Source organism: Pseudomonas putida, assembly GCF_030159595.1.
GTDB classification, from domain to species: Bacteria; Pseudomonadota; Gammaproteobacteria; order Pseudomonadales; family Pseudomonadaceae; genus Aquipseudomonas; species Aquipseudomonas putida_AC.
Window position 1 is genome coordinate 375,095 of the sequence record NZ_BSKJ01000002.1, and the last position, 21,483, is coordinate 396,577.

Annotated in this window: 19 protein-coding genes; 16 read left to right on the forward strand and 3 right to left on the reverse strand. The window is 63.1% G+C overall.

What is annotated here, in order from left to right; translation table 11 throughout:
- Positions 1-39: 39 nt before the first annotated feature.
- The 12 genes from QQL85_RS06020 to QQL85_RS06075 all read left to right on the forward strand — a co-directional run bounded on the left by QQL85_RS06020 (position 40) and on the right by QQL85_RS06075 (position 11,803).
- Positions 40-609 (forward strand): YqgE/AlgH family protein, encoded by a 570-nt coding sequence (locus QQL85_RS06020; protein ID WP_016712417.1) that lies wholly within the window; start codon positions 40-42, stop codon positions 607-609.
- On the forward strand, positions 609-1,034 hold the full coding sequence (gene ruvX / locus QQL85_RS06025; protein WP_105946381.1) for a Holliday junction resolvase RuvX: 426 nt from the start codon (positions 609-611) through the stop codon (positions 1,032-1,034). The genes QQL85_RS06020 and ruvX overlap by 1 nt, the downstream gene beginning before the upstream one ends.
- 49 nt (positions 1,035-1,083) lie before the next feature.
- Positions 1,084-1,602, forward strand: a complete 519-nt coding sequence (gene pyrR / locus QQL85_RS06030; RefSeq protein ID WP_284353193.1) for a bifunctional pyr operon transcriptional regulator/uracil phosphoribosyltransferase PyrR — start codon at positions 1,084-1,086, stop codon at positions 1,600-1,602.
- Between the two features lie 12 nt (positions 1,603-1,614).
- On the forward strand, positions 1,615-2,619 hold the full coding sequence (locus QQL85_RS06035; RefSeq protein WP_008099987.1) for an aspartate carbamoyltransferase catalytic subunit: 1,005 nt from the start codon (positions 1,615-1,617) through the stop codon (positions 2,617-2,619).
- Positions 2,616-3,887 (forward strand): dihydroorotase, encoded by a 1,272-nt coding sequence (locus QQL85_RS06040; protein ID WP_284353192.1) that lies wholly within the window; start codon positions 2,616-2,618, stop codon positions 3,885-3,887. Before QQL85_RS06035 ends, QQL85_RS06040 begins: the two co-directional genes overlap by 4 nt.
- 213 nt (positions 3,888-4,100) lie before the next feature.
- Positions 4,101-4,631, forward strand: coding sequence for an ATP-dependent protease subunit HslV (hslV, locus tag QQL85_RS06045; RefSeq protein ID WP_003249309.1), 531 nt, complete (start codon positions 4,101-4,103; stop codon positions 4,629-4,631).
- Between the two features lie 73 nt (positions 4,632-4,704).
- On the forward strand, positions 4,705-6,048 hold the full coding sequence (gene hslU / locus QQL85_RS06050) for an ATP-dependent protease ATPase subunit HslU (protein ID WP_016712420.1): 1,344 nt from the start codon (positions 4,705-4,707) through the stop codon (positions 6,046-6,048).
- A gap of 162 nt (positions 6,049-6,210) precedes the next feature.
- Positions 6,211-6,588: a DUF971 domain-containing protein gene (locus tag QQL85_RS06055; RefSeq protein WP_284353191.1), complete on the forward strand. Its 378-nt coding sequence runs from the start codon at positions 6,211-6,213 to the stop codon at positions 6,586-6,588.
- Between the two features lie 268 nt (positions 6,589-6,856).
- On the forward strand, positions 6,857-8,536 hold the full coding sequence (gene phaC, locus QQL85_RS06060; protein ID WP_284353190.1) for a class II poly(R)-hydroxyalkanoic acid synthase: 1,680 nt from the start codon (positions 6,857-6,859) through the stop codon (positions 8,534-8,536).
- Positions 8,537-8,598: 62 nt separating this feature from the next.
- Positions 8,599-9,450 (forward strand): poly(3-hydroxyalkanoate) depolymerase, encoded by an 852-nt coding sequence (gene phaZ, locus QQL85_RS06065; RefSeq protein ID WP_284353189.1) that lies wholly within the window; start codon positions 8,599-8,601, stop codon positions 9,448-9,450.
- A gap of 42 nt (positions 9,451-9,492) precedes the next feature.
- Positions 9,493-11,175 carry a class II poly(R)-hydroxyalkanoic acid synthase gene (gene phaC, locus QQL85_RS06070; protein WP_284353188.1) on the forward strand — a complete coding sequence of 561 codons (1,683 nt, stop codon included), beginning with the start codon at positions 9,493-9,495 and terminating at the stop codon, positions 11,173-11,175.
- A 13-nt stretch (positions 11,176-11,188) separates the two neighbouring features.
- Positions 11,189-11,803, forward strand: a complete 615-nt coding sequence (locus tag QQL85_RS06075; RefSeq protein ID WP_284353187.1) for a TetR/AcrR family transcriptional regulator — start codon at positions 11,189-11,191, stop codon at positions 11,801-11,803.
- Positions 11,804-11,978: 175 nt separating this feature from the next.
- Here QQL85_RS06075 and QQL85_RS06080 read toward each other — a convergent pair whose 3' ends face one another.
- Positions 11,979-12,746, reverse strand: a complete 768-nt coding sequence (locus QQL85_RS06080; RefSeq protein ID WP_284353186.1) for a phasin family protein — start codon at positions 12,744-12,746, stop codon at positions 11,979-11,981.
- Positions 12,747-12,756: 10 nt separating this feature from the next.
- A complete protein-coding gene (locus tag QQL85_RS06085) occupies positions 12,757-13,176 on the reverse strand; it encodes a phasin family protein (RefSeq protein WP_284353185.1) in 420 nt (139 codons plus the stop codon).
- A 178-nt stretch (positions 13,177-13,354) separates the two neighbouring features.
- Here QQL85_RS06085 and QQL85_RS06090 point away from each other — a divergent pair, with 178 nt between their 5' ends.
- Positions 13,355-18,052 carry a DUF6543 domain-containing protein gene (locus QQL85_RS06090; RefSeq protein WP_284353184.1) on the forward strand — a complete coding sequence of 1,566 codons (4,698 nt, stop codon included), beginning with the start codon at positions 13,355-13,357 and terminating at the stop codon, positions 18,050-18,052.
- Between the two features lie 12 nt (positions 18,053-18,064).
- On the opposite strand, the gene QQL85_RS06095 is transcribed toward QQL85_RS06090, so the two are convergent.
- Positions 18,065-18,340 (reverse strand): polyhydroxyalkanoic acid system family protein, encoded by a 276-nt coding sequence (locus QQL85_RS06095; protein ID WP_284353183.1) that lies wholly within the window; start codon positions 18,338-18,340, stop codon positions 18,065-18,067.
- 124 nt (positions 18,341-18,464) lie between these two features.
- Between QQL85_RS06095 and ubiE the strand changes: the two genes are divergently transcribed.
- From ubiE to ubiB, 3 genes are read left to right on the forward strand one after another with little or no spacing between them, the layout of a single operon-like run.
- Complete coding sequence (ubiE, locus tag QQL85_RS06100; protein ID WP_119371672.1) at positions 18,465-19,235, forward strand: bifunctional demethylmenaquinone methyltransferase/2-methoxy-6-polyprenyl-1,4-benzoquinol methylase UbiE; 771 nt, start codon at positions 18,465-18,467, stop codon at positions 19,233-19,235.
- Entirely contained in the window at positions 19,235-19,858 is a 624-nt protein-coding gene (locus QQL85_RS06105; RefSeq protein ID WP_284353182.1) for a ubiquinone biosynthesis accessory factor UbiJ, read from the forward strand. Before ubiE ends, QQL85_RS06105 begins: the two co-directional genes overlap by 1 nt.
- The gene (ubiB, locus tag QQL85_RS06110) at positions 19,855-21,474 is read left to right on the forward strand and encodes a ubiquinone biosynthesis regulatory protein kinase UbiB (protein ID WP_284353181.1); all 1,620 of its coding nucleotides are present in this window, start codon (positions 19,855-19,857) and stop codon (positions 21,472-21,474) included. Before QQL85_RS06105 ends, ubiB begins: the two co-directional genes overlap by 4 nt.
- The last annotated feature ends 9 nt before the right edge of the window (positions 21,475-21,483 follow it).

The following is a 21,483-nucleotide window of genomic DNA, read 5'->3' on the forward strand; positions in this document are numbered from 1 at the left end:
ACCTTGTCAGCCTCGCCACCTGGCGCCACACTATCCCCCATGAAAACCCTCGCCCCGAGCTACCTCAAGCACCAGTTCCTGATCGCCATGCCGCACATGGCCGATCCGAACTTCGCCCAGACCCTCACGTACATCGTTGAGCACAACGAGCATGGCGCCATGGGCCTGGTGGTCAACCGGCCGCAGGAGCTGAGCCTGGCCGACATCCTCGAGCAGCTGCGCCCGGACGAAACACCGCCGGCCAGTACCTTGCAGGTGCCGATCTACCAGGGTGGCCCGGTACAGACCGACCGCGGTTTCGTGTTGCACAGCAGCGAATGCAGCTTCCAGGCCACCGTGGCGCTGGAAGGGCTGGCGCTGACCACGTCGCAGGACATCTTGCTGGCCATCGCTGCCGGGGTAGGCCCGAAACAGAGCCTGATCACCCTGGGCTATGCCGGCTGGGAAGCAGGCCAACTGGAGGCCGAGCTGGCCGATAACGCCTGGCTCAACTGCCCATTCGACCCGGAGATCATCTTTGGTCTGGCCAGCGACCTGCGCCTGGACGCTGCCGCCGCCAGCCTGGGCATCAACCTGAACCTGCTGACCAGCCAGGCGGGCCACGCCTGATGGCTGAACTACGCCTGCTACTGGGCTTCGACTACGGCAGCAAACAGATCGGCGTGGCCGTCGGCCAGGTGGTCACCGGCCAGGCCCGCGAACTGTGCACCCTGAAGGCGCAGAATGGTGTGCCAGACTGGGCTCAGGTGGAAAAACTCATCACTGAGTGGAAACCCGATGCCATCGTCGTCGGCCTGCCGCTGAACATGGACGGCACCCCCAGCGAAATGAGCGCCCGTGCCGAAAAGTTCGCACGCCGCCTGAATGGCCGCTTCAACCTGCCCGTGCACACCCACGACGAGCGCCTGACCACCTTCGAGGCCAAAGGCGAGCGCATGGCCCGTGGCGGCCAGCGCGGCAGCTACCGCGACAACCCGGTCGATGCCATCGCCGCCGCCTTGTTGCTGCAAGGCTGGCTGGAGGCCAATACCTGATCATCTTTGCCGCCGGGCCCACCCGGCGCACCCTTCCGAGGAGCCCGCAATGAGCCTACCCAATCCCGCCGAGCTGATCCGGCAGATGGCTGTCGACCTTCGCGCCCACCTGGCCCGCCGCACCATCAGCGAGCCGCGTTACATCGGCATCCGCACCGGCGGTGTCTGGGTCGCCCAGGCCCTGCAGGAAGCCATGGGCGATACCAGCCCCATGGGCACCCTGGACGTTTCGTTCTACCGCGACGACTTCAGCCAGAACGGCCTGCACCCGCAAGTGCGCCCTTCCGAGCTGCCGTTCGAGGTCGAGGGCCAGCATCTGGTGCTGGTAGATGACGTGCTGATGAGCGGCCGCACCGTCCGCGCCGCGCTCAACGAACTGTTCGATTATGGCCGCCCCGCCAGCGTCACCTTGGTCTGCCTGCTGGACCTGGATGCCGGCGAACTGCCCATTCGACCGAATGTGCTGGGTGCCACCCTGTCGCTGGCCGCCCATGAACGGGTAAAATTGACCGGACCCGCACCGCTCGCCCTCGAGCGCCAGGACCTCGCCTCCGCCTCCGCCCTTTAAGAGTCCCCCGCGATGACGCCAATCGACGCCAAGCGCCCGCTGCAGCTCAATGATCAGGGCCAGCTGCGCCACTTCCTCTCGCTCGACGGTTTGCCCCGCGAACTGCTCACCGAGATCCTCGACACCGCCGACTCCTTCCTGGAAGTCGGTGCCCGGGCCGTGAAAAAAGTCCCGTTGCTGCGCGGCAAGACCGTGTGCAACGTGTTCTTCGAGAACTCCACCCGTACCCGCACCACCTTCGAACTGGCGGCCCAGCGCCTGTCGGCCGACGTGATCAGCCTGAACGTGTCGACCTCCTCGACCAGCAAGGGCGAGACCCTGTTCGACACCCTGCGCAACCTCGAAGCCATGGCTGCCGACATGTTCGTGGTACGCCATTCCGACTCCGGTGCCGCGCACTTCATCGCCGAGCATGTGTGCCCGGATGTCGCGGTGATCAACGGCGGTGACGGCCGCCACGCGCACCCGACCCAAGGCATGCTCGACATGCTCACCATCCGCCGCCACAAGGGCAGCTTCGAGAACCTCTCGGTGGCCATCGTCGGCGACATCCTGCACTCGCGCGTGGCCCGCTCCGACATGCTGGCGCTCAAGGCGCTGGGCTGCCCGGACATCCGCGTGATCGGCCCGAAAACCCTGATCCCGATCGGCATCGAACAGTACGGCGTTAAGGTCTACACCGACCTGGCCGAAGGCCTGAAGGACGTCGACGTGGTGATCATGCTGCGCCTGCAACGCGAGCGGATGGCCGGCGGCCTGCTGCCCAGCGAGGGCGAGTTCTACCGCCTGTTCGGCCTGACCACCGCGCGCCTGGCCGGGGCCAAGCCTGACGCTATCGTCATGCACCCAGGCCCGATCAACCGTGGCGTGGAAATCGAGTCGGCGGTGGCCGATGGCAAGCACTCGGTGATCCTCAACCAGGTCACCTACGGCATCGCCGTGCGCATGGCCGTGCTGTCCATGGCCATGAGCGGGCAGAACGCGCAACGTCAATTCGACCAGGAGAACGCCCAGTGACCATCAGTATTCTTGGCGCCCGGGTCATCGATCCCAACACCGGCCTGGACCAGGTCACCGACCTGCACCTGGACGGTGGCCGCATTGCCGCCATCGGCGCCGCCCCGACCGGTTTCAGCGCCAGCCGCACGATCCAGGCCGATGGCCTGGTCGCCGCGCCCGGCCTGGTCGACCTTGGTGTATCCCTGCGCGAGCCGGGCTACAGCCGCAAAGGCAACATCGCCAGTGAAACCCGCGCTGCCGTGGCGGGCGGTGTTACCAGCCTGTGCTGCCCGCCGCAGACCAAGCCGGTGCTGGATACCTCGGCGGTAGCCGAGCTGATCCTGGACCGCGCCCGCGAGGCCGCCAACAGCAAGGTCTACCCGATCGGCGCCCTGACCAAGGGCCTGGAAGGCGAACAACTGGCCGAGCTGGTGGCCCTGCGTGACACCGGATGCGTGGCCTTCGGCAACGGCCTGAAGGAAATCCCCAACAACCGGACCCTGGCCCGCGCCCTGGAGTACGCCGCCACCTTCGATCTGACCGTGGTGTTCCACTCTCAGGACCGTGACCTGGCCCAGGGTGGCCTGGCCCATGAAGGTGCCATGGCCAGCTTCCTAGGCCTGCCTGGCATTCCGGAAAGTGCCGAAACCGTGGCCCTGGCGCGCAACCTGCTACTGGTGGAACAGAGTGGCGTGCGTGCGCACTTCACCCAGATCACCAGCGCCCGTGGCGCCCAGTTGATTGCCCAGGCCCAGGAACTCGGCCTGCCGGTAACCGCCGATGTGGCGCTGTACCAGCTGATCCTCACCGATGAGTCGCTGCGCGAGTTTTCCAGCCTGTACCATGTGCAGCCTCCGCTGCGCACTGCCAAAGACCGCGATGGCCTGCGCGCCGCCGTCAAATCGGGCGTGATCCAGGCGATTTCCAGCCACCACCAGCCACACGAACGCGATGCCAAGCTGGCCCCGTTCGGCGCCACCGAGCCGGGCATCAGCAGCGTCGAATTGCTGCTGCCACTGGCCATGACCCTGGTGCAGGACGGCCTGCTCGACCTGCCGACCTTGCTGGCCCGCCTGAGCAGCGGCCCGGCTGCCGCCCTGCGCCTGCCGGCTGGCGAGCTGAAAGTGGGTGGCGCGGCCGACCTGGTGCTGTTCGACCCGCAAGCGTCCACCGTTGCTGGCGAGCAATGGTTCTCGCGTGGCGAGAACTGCCCGTTCATCGGCCACTGCCTGCCGGGTGCGGTGCGTTATACCTTGGTCGATGGGCATGTTTGCCACGAGGCCTGAGTAAGGCCATTCGCGGGTAAACCCGCTCCCACAGGTGTTGCGCTGCCCTTGAGAGCAGCGCTGTCCCTGTGGGAGCGGGTTTACCCGCGAATGATCCAACGTAGCTGTACCTGCCAAGCGCGACCATTCATCCCACACGGTTGAAATCCTTCCCCCCACCCCCATATGAGTCTGCATCAGGCACTTTCGCCCCGCTGCGTGGAGACTCTCCCCTTGACCACCATCGTTTCTGTCCGCCGTAACGGCAAAGTCGTCATGGGTGGCGACGGCCAGGTATCCCTCGGCAACACCGTGATGAAAGGCAACGCCAAAAAGGTGCGCCGCCTGTACCACGGCCAGGTCATTGCGGGCTTCGCCGGTGCGACCGCCGATGCCTTCACCCTGTTCGAACGTTTTGAAGGCCAACTGGAAAAACACCAGGGCCACCTGGTCCGCGCCGCCGTCGAGCTGGCCAAGGAATGGCGTACCGACCGCTCCCTGAGCCGCCTGGAAGCCATGCTGGCTGTGGCCAACAAGGACGCCTCGCTGATCATTACCGGCAACGGCGACGTGGTCGAACCTGAAGACGGCCTGATCGCCATGGGTTCCGGTGGCGCCTACGCCCAGGCCGCAGCCCGCGCCCTGCTGAACAAGACCGACCTCTCGGCGCGTGAAATCGCCGAAACCGCCCTGAACATCGCCGGTGACATCTGCGTGTTCACCAACCACAACCTGACCATCGAGGAGCAGGACCTGGCCGATTAATCAGTTGTTCTGGCGTCCCGCTGCGAGCGGGATTTTTCCACGCTGATTCATCCGCCCAAGGACCGTATTGACCATGTCCATGACCCCCCGCGAGATCGTCCACGAACTCAACCGCCACATCATCGGCCAGGACGACGCCAAGCGCGCCGTGGCCATTGCCCTGCGCAACCGCTGGCGGCGCATGCAGCTGCCTGCCGAGCTGCGTGCCGAAGTGACCCCGAAGAACATCCTGATGATCGGCCCTACCGGCGTCGGCAAGACCGAAATCGCCCGTCGCCTGGCCAAGCTGGCCAACGCACCGTTCCTCAAGGTCGAAGCCACCAAGTTCACCGAAGTGGGCTATGTGGGCCGCGACGTCGAGTCGATCATCCGTGACCTGGCCGACGCCGCGCTGAAGATGCTGCGCGAGCAAGAGATCATCCGCGTGCGCCACCGCGCCGAAGATGCCGCCGAAGACCGTATCCTCGATGCCCTGCTGCCGCAGGCACGGGTCAGCAGCTTCGCTGAAGAAGCCGCGCAGACCAGCACCGATTCCAACACCCGCCAGCTGTTCCGCAAGCGCCTGCGTGAAGGCCAGCTGGACGACAAGGAAATCGAGATCGAGGTGGCCGATGCCGTGGGCGTCGAAATTGCCGCGCCACCCGGCATGGAAGAAATGACCAACCAGCTGCAGAGCCTGTTTGCCAACATGGGCAAAGGCAAGCGCAAGGCGCGCAAGCTGAAGGTGAAAGAAGCGCTGAAGATGGTTCGCGATGAAGAAGCGAGCCGCCTGGTCAACGAGGAAGAGCTCAAGGCCAAGGCACTGGAAGCGGTCGAGCAGCACGGCATCGTGTTCATCGACGAAATCGACAAGGTTGCCAAGCGTGGTAATGTTGGCGGTGCCGACGTATCGCGTGAAGGCGTACAGCGCGACCTGCTGCCGCTGATCGAAGGCTGCACCGTCAACACCAAGCTGGGCATGGTCAAGACCGACCATATCCTGTTCATTGCCTCGGGTGCATTCCACCTGAGCAAGCCAAGCGATCTGGTGCCCGAGCTGCAAGGCCGTCTGCCGATCCGTGTTGAACTGAAGGCACTGACCCCGGAAGACTTCGAGCGCATCCTGCAAGAGCCGCATGCTTCGCTGACGGAGCAGTACCAGGCACTGCTGAAAACCGAAGGCCTGAACATCGCGTTCCAGGCTGACGGCATCAAGCGCCTGGCCGAGATTGCCTACCAGGTGAACGAGAAGACCGAGAACATCGGTGCCCGTCGCCTGCACACCCTGCTTGAGCGTTTGCTTGAAGAAGTGTCGTTCAGCGCTGGCGACCTGGCCAGTGCCCATGACGAAACGCCGATCCAGATCGACGCGGCGTATGTGAACAGCCACCTGGGTGAGCTGGCGCAGAACGAAGACCTGTCGCGCTACATCCTGTAAATACGGCGTCTTCTTCTTCGCGGGCAAGCCCGCTCCCACAGGATCACCACAGGCCTGAAGCATGTGGTGATCCTGTGGGAGCGGGCTTGCCCGCGAATAGGCCCTTGAATCCCTCCACCATAAGCTGGAAGCTTGCTTCATCAGCTCTGGAGAGATGCCACCATGGCCCGCCTGCCCACCGCCATCAACCTGCACAAAGCCTCTAAAACCCTCACCCTCACCTACGCCCCCGGCGAGGTCTACCACCTGCCCGCCGAACTCCTGCGCGTGCACTCCCCCTCCGCCGAGGTCCAGGGCCACGGCAACCCCATCCTGCAATTTGGCAAGATCAACGTCGGCCTCCTCGGCCTGGAACCTGCCGGCCAATATGCACTGAAACTGACCTTCGACGACGGCCATGATAGCGGCCTGTTCACCTGGGAATACCTTGAGCAGCTGTGCCTGCGCCAGGAGCAGCTATGGGCCGAATACCTCGACGAGCTGCACAAGGCCGGAAAATCCCGCGACCCGGCCGAGTCGGTGGTTAAGCTCATGCTCTAGCGCAAGGCCTGCAGGGTTTAGAGCGCATTTTCTAAATTCATCTGTTTGAATGACTTACAGACAGCCCAGTGAAGGGCTGTCTTGCGCATTACATGAAAGTCGGGTAACCAATGGGTGTGGCAAGTTCCCTGCATCCTTTTGCAGGCAGTCAGAACCCCCGCAGCACCGCTGTTCCTTATCACTGGTCACCCGAGTAGCAGTACCGGGCTCAGGGCTGTGCACCCGTCACAGCAACCGGTACTCGTCTCAGGACAACGGAGCGTCGTAGATGAGTAACAAGAACAACGATGAGCTGCAGCGGCAGGCCTCGGACAACACCCTGGGGCTGAACCCGGTCATCGGCATTCGCCGCAAGGACCTGTTGAGCTCGGCACGTACCGTGCTGCGCCAGGCCGTGCGCCAACCGCTGCACAGCGCCAAGCATGTGGCCCACTTTGGCCTGGAGCTGAAGAACGTGCTGCTGGGCAAATCCAGCCTGGCCCCGGAAAGCGACGACCGTCGCTTCAACGACCCGGCCTGGAGCAACAACCCGCTGTACCGCCGCTACCTGCAAACCTACCTGGCCTGGCGCAAGGAGCTGCAGGACTGGATCGGCAGCAGCGACCTGTCACCGCAAGACATCAGCCGCGGCCAGTTCGTCATCAACCTGATGACCGAAGCCATGGCGCCGACCAACACCCTGTCCAACCCGGCAGCGGTCAAACGCTTCTTCGAAACCGGCGGCAAGAGCCTGCTCGATGGCCTGTCCAACCTGGCCAAGGACATGGTCAACAACGGCGGCATGCCCAGCCAGGTAAACATGGATGCCTTCGAAGTGGGCAAGAACCTGGGCACCAGCGAAGGTGCCGTGGTGTTCCGCAACGATGTGCTGGAGCTGATCCAGTACAGCCCCATCACTGAACAGGTGCATGCCCGCCCCTTGCTGGTGGTACCGCCGCAGATCAACAAGTTCTATGTGTTCGACCTGAGCCCGGAAAAGAGCCTGGCGCGCTACTGCCTGCGTTCGCAGCAGCAGACCTTCATCATCAGCTGGCGCAACCCGACCAAGGCCCAGCGCGAATGGGGCCTGTCCACTTACATCGATGCACTCAAGGAAGCGGTCGACGCCGTGCTGGCGATTACCGGCAGCAAGGACCTGAACATGCTCGGTGCCTGCTCTGGCGGCATCACCTGCACCGCGCTGGTGGGCCACTATGCCGCCATCGGCGAAAACAAGGTCAATGCCCTGACCCTGCTGGTCAGCGTGCTGGACACCACCATGGACAACCAGGTCGCATTGTTCGTCGACGAACAGACCCTGGAAGCCGCCAAGCGCCACTCCTACCAGGCGGGCGTGCTGGAAGGCAGCGAAATGGCCAAGGTGTTCGCCTGGATGCGCCCCAACGACCTGATCTGGAACTACTGGGTCAACAACTACCTGCTCGGCAACGAGCCGCCGGTGTTCGACATCCTGTTCTGGAACAACGACACCACGCGCCTGCCGGCCGCCTTCCACGGCGACCTGATCGAAATGTTCAAGAGCAACCCGCTGATCCGCCCGGACGCACTGGAAGTGTGCGGCACGCCGATCGACCTGAAAAATGTGCACTGCGACATTTTCAGCGTTGCCGGTACCGCCGACCACATCACCCCGTGGCAATCGTGCTACCGCTCGGCGCACTTGTTCGGCGGCAAGATCGAGTTCGTGCTGTCCAACAGCGGCCACATCCAGAGCATTCTCAACCCGCCAGGCAACCCCAAGTCGCGCTTCATGACCGGCGCTGATCGCCCGGGCGACCCGGTGGCCTGGCAGGAAAACGCCACCAAGCACGCCGACTCCTGGTGGCTGCACTGGCAGAGCTGGCTGAGCGAACGTGCCGGGGAGCTGAAAAAAGCACCGACCCGCCTGGGCAACCGCGCTTATGCCGCTGGCGAAGCCGCCCCAGGCACCTACGTTCACGAGCGTTGAGTTGCCTTGCCGTGGTCGCCATGAGCGGGCCACGGCACTCTTTTCACGACAGAGTCGAACGCATGCCGGAACCCTACATCTTCAGGACCGTCGAACTGGACGACCAGTCCATTCGCACCGCCGTCCGCCCGGGCAAGCCGCACCTGACACCGTTGCTGATCTTCAACGGCATCGGCGCCAACCTGGAGCTGGTGTTCCCGTTCATCGAGGCGCTTGACCCGGACCTGGAGGTGATCGCCTTCGATGTGCCCGGTGTGGGTGGTTCATCCACCCCGCGTCACCCCTATCGCTTTCCTGGCCTGGCCAAGCTCACGGCACGCATGCTCGATTACCTGAACTACGGCCAGGTCAGCGCCATCGGCGTTTCCTGGGGCGGCGCGCTGGCCCAGCAGTTTGCCCATGACTACCCGGAACGCTGCAAGAAACTGGTATTGGCCGCCACCGCCGCAGGCGCGGTCATGGTGCCCGGCAAGCCCAAGGTGCTGTGGATGATGGCCAGCCCCAGGCGCTATGTGCAGCCGTCCCATGTGATCCGCATTGCGCCAATGATCTACGGCGGCGCCTTCCGCCGCGACCCGGACCTGGCCATGCACCATGCGTCCAAGGTGCGCTCCGGCGGCAAGCTGGGCTACTACTGGCAACTGTTCGCCGGGCTGGGCTGGACCAGCATTCACTGGTTGCACAAGATCCACCAGCCGACCCTGGTACTGGCGGGTGACGACGACCCGCTGATCCCGTTGGTGAACATGCGCCTGCTGGCTTGGCGGATTCCCAATGCCCAGCTACACATAATCGACGATGGCCACCTGTTCCTGATTACCCGGGCCGAGGCCGTCGCACCGATCATCATGAAGTTTCTCCAGGAAGAACGTCAGCGCGCGGTCATGCACCCGCGCCCCGCCTCTGGCGGTTGATTGTCGCTGCCCAATGATCGGGTAAGACGAGGGAGTGTTGCCATGACAGACAAACCGGCCAAAGGAACGAAAACGCTCCCCGCCACCAGCATGAACGTGCAGAACGCCATACTCGGCCTGCGCGGGCGCGACTTGGTGTCGACCCTGCGCAAGGTCGGCCGCCACGGCCTGACCAACCCGCTGCACACGGCGCGGCACTTGTTGGCGCTCGGCAGCCAGCTGGGCCGCGTGATGCTGGGCGACTCGCCCTACCAGCCCAACCCTCGCGACAGCCGCTTCAGCGACCCGACCTGGAGCCAGAACCCGTTTTATCGCCGGGGGCTGCAAGCCTATCTGGCCTGGCAGAAGCAGACGCGCCAGTGGATCGACGAAAGCCACCTCGACGACGATGACCGGGCCCGTGCGCACTTTCTGTTCGGCATGATCAATGACGCCCTGGCACCGAGCAACTCGCTGCTCAACCCGCTGGCGGTCAAAGAGCTGCTGAACACGGGCGGGCAAAGCCTGGTGCGTGGCGTGGCCCACTTGCTCGACGACCTGCGCCACAACGACGGCCTGCCGCGCCAGGTGGACGAACGCGCCTTCGAGGTGGGTGGCAGCCTGGCGGCGACGCCCGGCGCGGTGGTGTTTCGCAACGAGCTGCTGGAGCTGATCCAGTACAAGCCGATGAGCGAAAAACAGCACGCCAGGCCCTTGCTGGTGGTGCCACCGCAAATCAACAAGTTCTATATTTTCGACATGCAAGCGCACAACAGCTTCGTCCAGTACATGCTCAAGAACGGCCTGCAGGTGTTCATGATCAGCTGGCGCAACCCCGACCCGCGCCACCGCGAATGGGGGCTGTCCTCGTATGTGCAGGCCTTGGAAGAAGCGCTCAACGCCTGCCGCAGCATCAGCGGCAACCGCGACCCCAACCTGATGGGCGCCTGCGCCGGCGGGCTGACCATGGCCGCATTGCAGGGCCACCTGCAAGCCAAGCATCAATTGCGCAAGATCCGCAGCGCTACCTACCTGGTCAGCCTGCTCGACAGCAAGTTCGACAGCCCGGCCAGCCTGTTCGCCGACGAGCAGACCGTCGAGGCCGCCAAGCGCCGCTCGTATCAACGGGGCGTATTGGACGGTGGTGAGGTGGCGAGGATTTTCGCCTGGATGCGCCCCAACGACCTGATCTGGAACTACTGGGTCAACAACTACCTGTTGGGCAAAGCGCCACCCGCGTTCGACATCCTGTACTGGAACGCCGACAACACGCGCCTGCCGGCAGCACTGCACGGCGACTTGCTGGACTTTTTCAAGCACAACCCGCTCACCCACCCGGCAGGCCTTGAAGTGTGCGGCACGCCCATCGACCTCAAGCAGGTCAACCTGGACAGCTTTACCGTGGCCGGCAGCAACGATCACATCACCCCGTGGGACGCCGTGTATCGCTCGGCCTTGCTGCTCGGTGGCGAGCGTCGTTTCGTGCTGGCCAACAGCGGGCACATCCAAAGCATCATCAACCCACCTGGCAACCCCAAGGCTTACTACCTGGAAAACCCCAAGCTTTCGGGCGACCCACGCGCCTGGTTCTACGAAGCCAAACGCAGCGACGGCAGCTGGTGGCCCTTGTGGCTGGAGTGGATCACGCCACGTTCCGGCCCGCTCAAGGCGCCCCGTACCGAACTGGGCAACAGCACCTATCCACCGCTCGGCCCGGCGCCAGGCACCTATGTCCTGACCCGATGAGCCTGACGACTGGATGAAGACCCGCGACCGAATCCTCGAATGCGCCCTGCAACTGTTCAACCAACAGGGCGAACCGAATGTATCGACCCTGGAGATTGCCAACGAGCTCGGCATCAGCCCGGGTAACCTGTACTACCACTTCCACGGCAAGGAACCCTTGGTGCTGGGCCTGTTCGAGCGCTTCGAAGAAGCGCTGATGCCCCTGCTCGACCCGCCCCTGGACGTGCGCCTGGACGCCGAAGACTACTGGTTGTTCCTGCACTTGATCGCCGAGCACATGGCCCAGTACCGCTTTCTGTTCCAGGACCTGTCCAACCTCACCGGCCGCCTGCCCAAGCTGGCGCGCGGCATGCGCAGCCTGATCAATGCACTCAAGCGTACGCTGGCGGCGTTGCTGGCCAGCCTCAAGGGCCAAGGGTTGGTAGAAAGCGAGACCCAGGCGTTGGGACAACTGGTGGAGCAGATCACGATGACACTGCTGTTCTCGCTGGATTACCAGCGGGTGCTGGGGCGCGAGGCGGATGTGGGGATTGTGGTGTACCAGGTGATGATGCTGGTGGCGCCGCATCTGCAGGCACAGGCGCGGGCGGCGGCGGAGCAGTTGGCGGTGCGGTATCTGGAGAGGTAAACCGCTGAACCGGCACTGCTTTGGTGGGAGCGGGCTTGCCCCGCGAACCAGGGCGAAGCCCTGGCCATGAAACCCCGGTGTCCGGGCCGGCCTCTTCGCGGGACAAGCCCGCTCCCACAGTGGACAGCAGCGTCCTTGTGGAAGTGGGCTTACCCACGAAAAGCACGACGCGGTATCAGATCAGGGTACCGGTGCCCGTTGGTGCCGATGGCGCGCTGCTGGCCTGGGCGGTGGCAGGTGCCGGGGCGGCGGTAGCGGCCGGGGCGGCGCTGGCAGCGGGTGCTGCTGGCTTGGTGGCGGCCGGTGCTTTCTTCACCGCAGGTTTCTTCGCTGCCGCGGGCTTGGCCGCTGCCGGTTTAGCCGCAGGCTTGGCAGCTACAGGTTTGGCCGCAGGCTTCGCCGCTGCCGTTTTAGCTGCAGGTTTGGCCGCCGCGGTTTTCGCCGCAGGCTTGGCCGCGGCTGCCTTGGCCAGTGGCTTGGCCGCTGCCTTGCTCGCAGCCGGCTTGGCGGCGGCAGTGCGCGACGAAATCGGCGTAACCGAAGCACCGGTCAGCTTCTCGATCTGCTTGGTCAGGCTGTCCACCTGCTGGTGCAGGGCCTTGATCTCATTGCGGCTCGGTACACCCAGGCGCGAAATGGCGCTGTTCAGGCGCTTGTCGAAGGCCTCTTCGAGTTCGCTCCACTTGCCCAGCGCGAGGTCCTTCACGCCAGACACGCGCGAAGTGGTCGACGACTTGGCGGTTTCGGCTACGTCTTCGGCGGTTTTCTTGGCTTGCTTCTCGGCCTTCTCGCCATCTTTCACCAGCGAGTCGAACAGCTTCGGGCCGTCCTGGTCGACTTTCGAGTAGATACCCAGCCCCGCCAGCCAGATCTTGCGGGAGTACTTCTCGATCCCGCCGATCCAGGAGCTGCCTTCTTTTTCGGTGTTCTTCTTGCCAGCCATCCTGATCTCCTTATGGTTTGTGCGCGACGCGCTCAAGCAGCTCGTGCAACTGTTCAAGCTTGATCGACAGCGCCTCAACGTCATGTTTAGACGGAATGCCGAGGCGATTCAAGGCGCGTCCTACCCGTGCGTCGAAAGCTTTTTCGATCTTGTCGAGTTGAATTTCTACCTTGCCGCGTACGCGACTGACTTCTTCAGCGGCTTCGTCGATCTGGTTGTTGGCAGCATCGAGCTCTTTGTCGATGCGTTTCTTGCCACGCTTCTCGACGCCTTCGCCGGCCTTGACCAGCTCATGGAAGTAGTCGGAGCCTTCCTGGCCCACACGCGCATAAGCGCCAATGCCAGCCAGCCAGATCTTGCGCGCGTAGCCGCGCACTTCGCCCAGCGTACCCGGGGCGTCGTCCTTTTTCTTCACCGTCACTTTGGCCATGCTCTGTACCTCATGCTCATGAGTGGAGGAGGAACCGCCCATGGAGGCTGGGCTTGAGCATAAGGTAGGGTCTGGAATTAGAATCTTCACCCTAAGATGGCCGCGCTGACTTATCTACCGCAGCGGCTTCAGGTTAGCGTTTCAGCATTCGGCTCCCCTTTGACCGGAGCCTGATGCCATGCCCCAATCACTGCCCCCACCCTCTATTTCCTTCAAGCATCTGGTAGCGACGCAGTTCGCCAGCCGCCCCGGCCTGCGCGAAGTCGTGGCCTGCGCGGGTTTCGACGCACTCGCAGCACGCTACCCATGGACCCGCAAGAACCACCCACAGCTGCAGTCCATAACCGGCTTCAGCATCCTGCATGACCTGGATGAAGGACCACCGACACTGCCAGGCAACCTGGTAGATACATTGCTCGAACATTTCCTCAACGGCCAACCCATGGCGCTCAAGCCCACGGACCAACTCAGCCTGAACCCACCCGCCATCTTTCGTCCCCAGCATGTTGCGCCGGCCATCGATATTCGCATGGCCGACCTGAACACTGCCTACGACGATGTGCTTGCAACCCTTTCCGAGACCTTTCAACAGGCGCAGGTCAGTTTCTGGAACAGCCGCGACGGTGATTCGGATGTAACCCGCCTGCGTTGGATGCAGCAGGTACTCAAGGCCGCACTGCTCGGCACACTTGAACGCCAGGGCCTGGACAGCGATCAGAAGGCCGTGTTGTACGCCATTCTTGCTCAAGCCAGTACAGAGGCAAACGTGCAGGGGTTGCAGGTTTCACTCGGCAACCCAGGCAGCACGGTTCACGAGGTATTGCCGGACCTGCTCATCACTGGCAAACAAAATGCGCGCGAGCTGGTCTTGTGGTGCAAGCCCTCAGGCACCGTGCGCGGCTTCAACGGGATCACTGCGTTCGCCACAGCCCTGCGCGACGAGCTTTCAGAGCACCATACGTTCGACACGATGTCCTGGGCCTGCACGGCATTGAGCGAAGACCCGTTCAGCTATCAGGCTCGGCAATTGCTCAACGGCCTGCTGCAAAAGATTGACCGGGTGCAGCTGGGCGCCATCGAACACATTGCAGATCTGGAGGCGCGCTTCAACACGCTGAGCGACCCCTCATCGATATTCCCGGCGAGCTTCCACCTCGTGCAATCGACACCCGCGATCCCGCTGCCTGACTGGCTCGAGAGCGCCACCGTGACTGACCGTTTCCAGTACCACACGGCACTGCTGAAGCTGTCGGCAGGGCAAATGCTGGCGCAAGGTGAAACCTCCCTGGACGGGATCGAAAACCTGCAGCAATACACGGTTCGTCGCCTGTGTGAGCAAATGCGCGATGACCACCCGAACCAGCAACCGTGCAACCCAGACCAGGTGCTGATCACAATTTCACAAGTTGTACAGGTGTCCTCCATAGGGCCCGCAAAGCTTGAGTACCTGAAAACCATCAGCCTGACCGAGCTGGCCATCTCACGCCTGCAATTGGGTAGCGACCAGGTGGCCTCGGCTATTCAATTGACCGGGCAACAGCCGACAAGCAGCTGGCTGGACCTTGACTATGTCAACGCACTGATCGTTGCCGTGGATGTCGGTGGCCAGTATCCGCAGTTTGTCCACGACCAGTTGCAGACGCGCACTGACACCGACAAACGCCGCCAGCGCTTTGCCGAAGAATGGCGTAATGCCTTACTGCTGAGCGCATTACACGCCAAGATCGCGGGGCAGTTGAGCGAACGCAACTGGCAGGTCATCGCAGACTTTTGCCACCGCGACGCCCACTCGAACACATCGCTGAAGATGGGGCCACTGTCGTTCAGCAGCGTGCCGGGTGGCCCAAAGGCAAACCGGGTGCAGGCCATGTTCGTCATCGAGGTGTCCGCCACCGGAGCCTGGATACTCTACCGGCCCATGTACGCCACGCAGGCCATCAGACAGTTCAGCAGCCGCAATCAATTGATGAACACCATCCGGACCGAACAAGCCCTGCAGCAGGACATCCTCACCTGGCTGGATGACGACGCGCGTCCTGTTTATGCCAACCATGGCTTTTCCCATCCGCATCTGCATGCGGGCCTCACTGAACTGGCGCATCTGGTGGGGCCAGGATCGGCAATGACCGCTGACGCGATCGAGCGCTTGAGGGCGCCTGTCACCTTGGCCTTCACTCCGTGGTCGGGCAACCTGGACAATGTGATGTATCAAGCCAGGGCTGACATGCTCGTGTTGCTGGCCTCATGGCAGAGCATCTCCAACGCCCAGCAACGCTGGGCCCTGGTCAGGCAGTTCGCATGGCTGGCGTTCAATACGGCCACGCCCTTGCTGCGAGGGCCTGCAGGTTTGCTGGCCTGGCTGGTCACAGCCTTGCTCAGTATCAAGGACGACCTGGTCGCATTGACCCAAGGCAGCATCGAAGAAAAGTGGCTCGCCGGTGCCGACATCCTGCTGAACCTGGCCATGTTGCTAGCCCATGGGCCCGCGACCGCCAGCCCCGAACCGGAACGCCCCGTTCAGCCCGGACCGCGCCGAGTTTCCAGCCCAACTGCACCACAGCCACCCGAGGAATCAGCCTGGGCCCCTGCCACCGAGCAACCCGGGCCTGCTGCGCTCAACGTCAGCCAATGGGGCCGCGACCAGCGGCTCGGCAACCTGCCGCGTGAAGCCCGTGCGGCGCTCAGCACCTTACGCGCCAAGGCCAACCTCAACGGGCAAAATGCAGTGGCCAACGGCCGAATGCGAGGCCTGTACAAGGTTGACGACCGCTACTATGTGAAACTGCAGGACGTTGCCTATGAGGTTGAAGAGACCTATAGCGGCATGCGCATCATCGGACCGGAAGTCAGCCAGAGTGAATGGTCACAGACGTGGGGCGCAGAACCTGACGGTTACTACATTGTCGGCCGCGAACGCAGCCGTGGGCCTTGGCTGACGCGCTGGAACGGCGAATGGATGCTCGACCTGCACCTGCCGGGCGGGATGCCGAAAGCGACCAAGGTGCTGATTGATGAGAAGAAACAAGCTTTCACGAAAATGCTGGAAAGCCGCGCGGCGAATGACAAAAAACTCACCAGCACGGAAACGTTCCTCAATGGGTATCTGGAACGGGTAAAACCGTATGACGAGGCGCACCTGGCATTCCAGCAGTCCCTGGATGCTCACCCCGGTGTAGACCTTGGCGACCTGCCAGAGGAACTGCAGGTACGACGACAGGCACTACAGGCCCTGCGCAACGAGGCGCGTGCGAACTTTGATGTGCTGGCCCTTACCTACGAAAAACAGGCCGCCCTGATAAGGGATCAAGCGCAGCTTTTCGCCAGCATGAGTGACCCGAAATACGCCAGGTTCGACCCAAAGGCGAGTGCCTCCTATGCCCGTGGGCAATGGTGGGAGCAGTTGCTCACCGCCGACGTGCAGCAGTTCCGCCGCCTGCTCGAAATGAATGACTATGGGGCACTCAAAGACCAATCGCGCCGGCTCGTACAGCTGCCTTTTGGCCACGAGCAGGCCCAGCTGTACCTGGATTACAGCAAGCACGTCGAGGCAGCACTGGCGACCCATAGGCGCCTCTTCAACGTCAGCCAACACCTCGACCAAAACCTCAGCGAAGCGCTGACAGATCGGCAGATCCAATTTTCTGGCAAGCGCAAGAAGCTTGATGCCATCATCAACAACCGGCGATATTCGACGCTGATTACCCGAGCCCAGATCCTCAGCGACCTGTATCAGTTGGTCGTGAACAGAGACCGGCTGACCGCTGAGAGCTTCGAAAGCACCCTGCTCTCACAGAAAACGTTGCGCAGCAAACATCTGCACGAAGCGCTGCTGAGCCATGACAGCCTCGCTGCAGCCGGCCTGAAGCCAGAGGAGCAGAAAGAGCCGCTGGAGAGCGCACTGAGCGAATACAAACTGTCACTGGGCAATGCCGAGTATCTGCTTTCGCGCGACATGCCGGCAGTGGACAGCGGCAAGCTCAATGAGTACATCACTGAACTGCATGCACTGATAAACCTGACCGAGCATGACCTGGGCTTGATCTCTGCTGCGGCCGACACGCAGGCTGCAGTGCCCGAACAACCTGTGACGCATAGGGTGCGCCCTGTCAGGCGCAAGGTGATCCGCACCAACCGGGGCAGATCCCTGATTGTCGAGCAGGCTGATGAAAACAGCGAAGCCGTGCAGATCGACCCGCTGACCGAACAGACCGTTGCGCGCTATCAGCAACAAGCAGATCACTGGGAGGCCGTGCCGCACGTTGCGCCGGCAACTGACTACGCTCGCCTTCGCCGTACCGGTAACGACCTGCTGGCCCAGAAAACCGCCAGGGTCGCCTACGCTGCCCGCCACCTGGAAGGCCCCAACAGCCTGGCCGACCAACTCGACTTCTATATTCAGGACATGGGGGACATTGCCGCCCAGTTGCGTACCGGCCCGGATCAAGGGCATCCACTGGCCGCCAGGCTGGAACAGGCAGTAACCGAGGTACAGGCTGAAAAACAACGCCTGTTGACCACTGCTTACCTTGACACCCAGCACCCGGACAGCAAAGCGTTGCGCTTCCTGGTAGAGGCCGGCGAAGTCGAGGTCAGGCTGACCAGAAGCCGCAAGCGGCTCAAGGCCAACGATTTTCTGGATGTGTATGACATTTATCGGCTGCAGCCCAGAGCCAAGCTCTGGGAAGCGCATTTCCATTACACCAGCGCCACTGCCAATGCCCGGCGGTTTGCCAAAGGGCATTTGAAGTTCCCGGACGCCATGAGCCGTGACGAGCGGTTGCAACGGGTACTGGCGCCCTCGGAGCGCTATCAGATCTATCGGGGTGACCTGCGTCTGGAGCAGATCGAGGACCTTGTCCCGTTCCCCGACAACTGAGCGCAGCGGGCGTCAGGCCAGTGCCTTGTCCAGCGCCCGCTCTATTTCACCTTTGATGGTGCCGCTCATCATCGACAGCATCATGCCCAGCTTCAGCTCCACGCGGATGCTGTCCTCACCGATGTGCACGCTACCGTTGGCGCCGCTGCGCGCCACCTCGACCCGGTCACCGTTCCAGGTGGCCTTCAGGTCATATTCGCGGCTGAGCTTGTCGACCAGGGCTTCGGCCTTGGCGCGGGCGGCATCGCGGCCGAGGGAGTGTTTGCGTTCGACGCTGATCTGGGTCATGCGGGTGTTCCTGAAGATGTAGACATAATCAGCATTATGCCCGCCCCTGCCCACTGGCACACCCCGCCAAGACAAATCCGCCCGTTCGCCCTAGAATGGCGGTAATTTTTTCCGGTGAAGCGATATGAACGACCAGCGCAAAGGCGAACACGCCGAACCCACCACCCATTTCGGCTACCAGGACGTGCCTGAAAGCCAGAAGGCGAAGAAAGTCGCCGAAGTGTTCCACTCGGTGGCCGCCAAGTACGACCTGATGAACGACGTGCTGTCTGGCGGCATGCACCGCCTGTGGAAGCGCTTTACCATCGAGTTGTCGGGCGTACGCAGCGGCAACCGCGTGCTGGACATCGCCGGCGGTACCGGCGACCTGGCGGCCAAGTTCTCGCGCCTGGTCGGCCCCACCGGGCAGGTCGTACTGGCCGACATCAACGAATCGATGCTCAAGGTTGGCCGTGACCGCCTGCTGGACCGTGGTGTGGCTGGCAACATCGAGTTCGTCCAGGCCGACGCTGAAAAGCTGCCGTTCCCCGACAACCACTTCGATTGCGTGACCATCGCTTTCGGCCTGCGCAACGTCACCCACAAGGACGAAGCAATCCGCTCGATGCTGCGCGTGCTCAAGCCCGGCGGCCGCCTGTTGATCCTGGAGTTCTCCAAGCCGACCAACAAGCTGATGTCCAAGGCCTACGACGCCTACTCCTTCGCCTTCATGCCGCTGGCTGGCAAGCTGATCACCAATGACTCCGAGAGCTACCGTTACCTCGCCGAGTCGATCCGCATGCACCCCGACCAGGAAACCCTGAAGAGCATGATGGTCGAGGCCGGTTTCGACCGCGTCACCTACCACAACATGACCAGCGGCATCGTTGCCGTGCACCGGGGGATCAAGCCCTGATGCTGCTGGCCGGGCTGCTCGCCAGCGTCGAACATGGCCTGAACCGCATCCTGCGCATGGACAGCACGGCCCTGCCGCGCCTGGCCGCGCTGGAAGGCAAGGTCATCGAGATCGACTGCCGCCAACCGGCCCTGCAGGTGTTCATCCTGCCCGATGAAGAAGGCCTGATGCTGGCCGCGCACTGGCAGGGCGAAGTCGACTGCAGCCTGCGCGCCCCGGCTGGCAGCCTGGCGCAACTGGCCCTGGCCAAGGACAAGACCGCCGTGCTGCACAGCCCGCAGGTTGAGCTGCATGGCGACAGTGCCGTACTGCTCGACCTGTTCGGCGTGCTGCAAGACCTGGAGCTGGACTGGGAGCACGAGCTGCAACGCTGGCTTGGCCCGGTCGCCACGGCCATGCTGGCCGGTCATATCCGCCTGCGCACACGCTGGACCCGCCAGGGCCTGGCGCGCTTCAGCCAGAACCTTTCCGAGTACCTGGCCGAAGAGTCCCGCACCCTGGTGGGCAAGCGCGAAGCCGAAGCTGCCTTCAGCGAACTCGATGCCCTGAAGCTCGACACAGAACGCCTTGAGGCCCGCCTCAAACGCCTCTCCCGATCCCTTGATACCAGCGATAACGCATGAAGCTGCTCGCCGTCCGCCGTCTCTTTCGCATCCAGCGTGTGGTGATCCGCTACCGTCTCGATGACCTGCTGTTCGACCTGCCGCTGCCCTGGTGGCTGATGAGCCTGCGCCTGCTGATGCCGTGGCGCTGGCTACCGCGCAAGCCGTCCGAACTGAGCCGTGGCGCACGCCTGCGTCTGGCACTGCAGGACCTGGGCCCGATATTCATCAAGTTCGGCCAGTTGCTGTCCACCCGACGCGACCTGCTGCCCAACGACATCGCCGATGAGTTGATGCTGTTGCAGGACCGCGTGCCACCCTTCGACCCCAAACAGGCCGTGGCATTGATCGAGGCACAGCTGGGCGCCCCGGTTGCTCAGCTTTTCAACCGCTTTGACGTAGAACCACTGGCCTCGGCCTCGGTGGCCCAGGTACACGCCGCGCGCCTTAAAACCGGCGAAGAAGTGGTGGTCAAGGTGGTGCGCCCGGGCCTGAAGCCGGTCATCGCCCAGGACCTGGCCTGGCTGTTCCTGATTGCCAAGGCCGCCGAACGCGCCTCGGCCGACGCCCGTCGCCTGCACCCGGTGGAAATCGTCGGCGATTACGAGAAAACCATCTACGACGAGCTCGACCTGCTGCGCGAAGCGGCCAATGCCAGCCAGCTGCGGCGCAACTTCGAAGGCTCCGAGCTGATGTATGTGCCCCAGGTGTACTGGGACCTGTGCCGCCCCAAGGTGCTGGTGATGGAGCGCATCTACGGCGTGCCGGTGACCGACATGGCCACCCTGGCCGACCAGCGCACCGACATGAAGCTGCTGGCCGAGCGTGGGGTGGAAGTGTTCTTCACCCAGGTGTTCCGCGACAGCTTCTTCCATGCCGACATGCACCCAGGCAACATCTTCGTCAGCACGGTCAAGCCGTGGAGCCCGCAGTACATCGCCATCGACTGCGGCATCGTCGGCAGCCTGACCGCCGAGGACCAGGACTACCTGGCGCGCAACCTGATTGCCTTCTTCAAGCGTGACTACCGCCGTGTCGCCCAGTTGCACATCGACTCGGGCTGGGTGCCGGCACACACGAAGGTCAACGAATTCGAAGCAGCGATCCGCACCGTGTGCGAGCCGATCTTCGAAAAACCGTTAAAGGATATTTCCTTCGGCCAAGTGCTGATGCGCCTGTTCCAGACCGCGCGGCGCTTCAACATGGAAGTACAGCCGCAACTGGTGCTGCTGCAGAAGACCCTGCTCAACATCGAGGGCCTGGGCCGCCAGCTGTACCCTGACCTGGACCTGTGGAGCACCGCCAAGCCATTCCTCGAACGCTGGATGCGCGACCGCTACAGCCCCAAGGCCGTGTTCGGCAACATTCATGGTCAGGTCGAACAATTGCCGCACCTGGCCAACATGGCCCGCGACCTGCTCGAACGCCTGTCACAGCCGCACCTGCACGACCCGCAACTGCCAGAACGTCGCCGCCAGGGCGACCGCTGGGCGCTGCGCCTGCTGGGTGCCGGCCTGCTCGGTGGCGGCGCGGTGCTAGCGGCAGGAGCCGCCGAGGCCGCCAGCCTGGCCGCCCCTGCCGCCTGGCCGGCCTGGCTGATGCTGGTCGCGGGCGTTTACCTGATCGTGCGCCAATAGCCAGCCGCG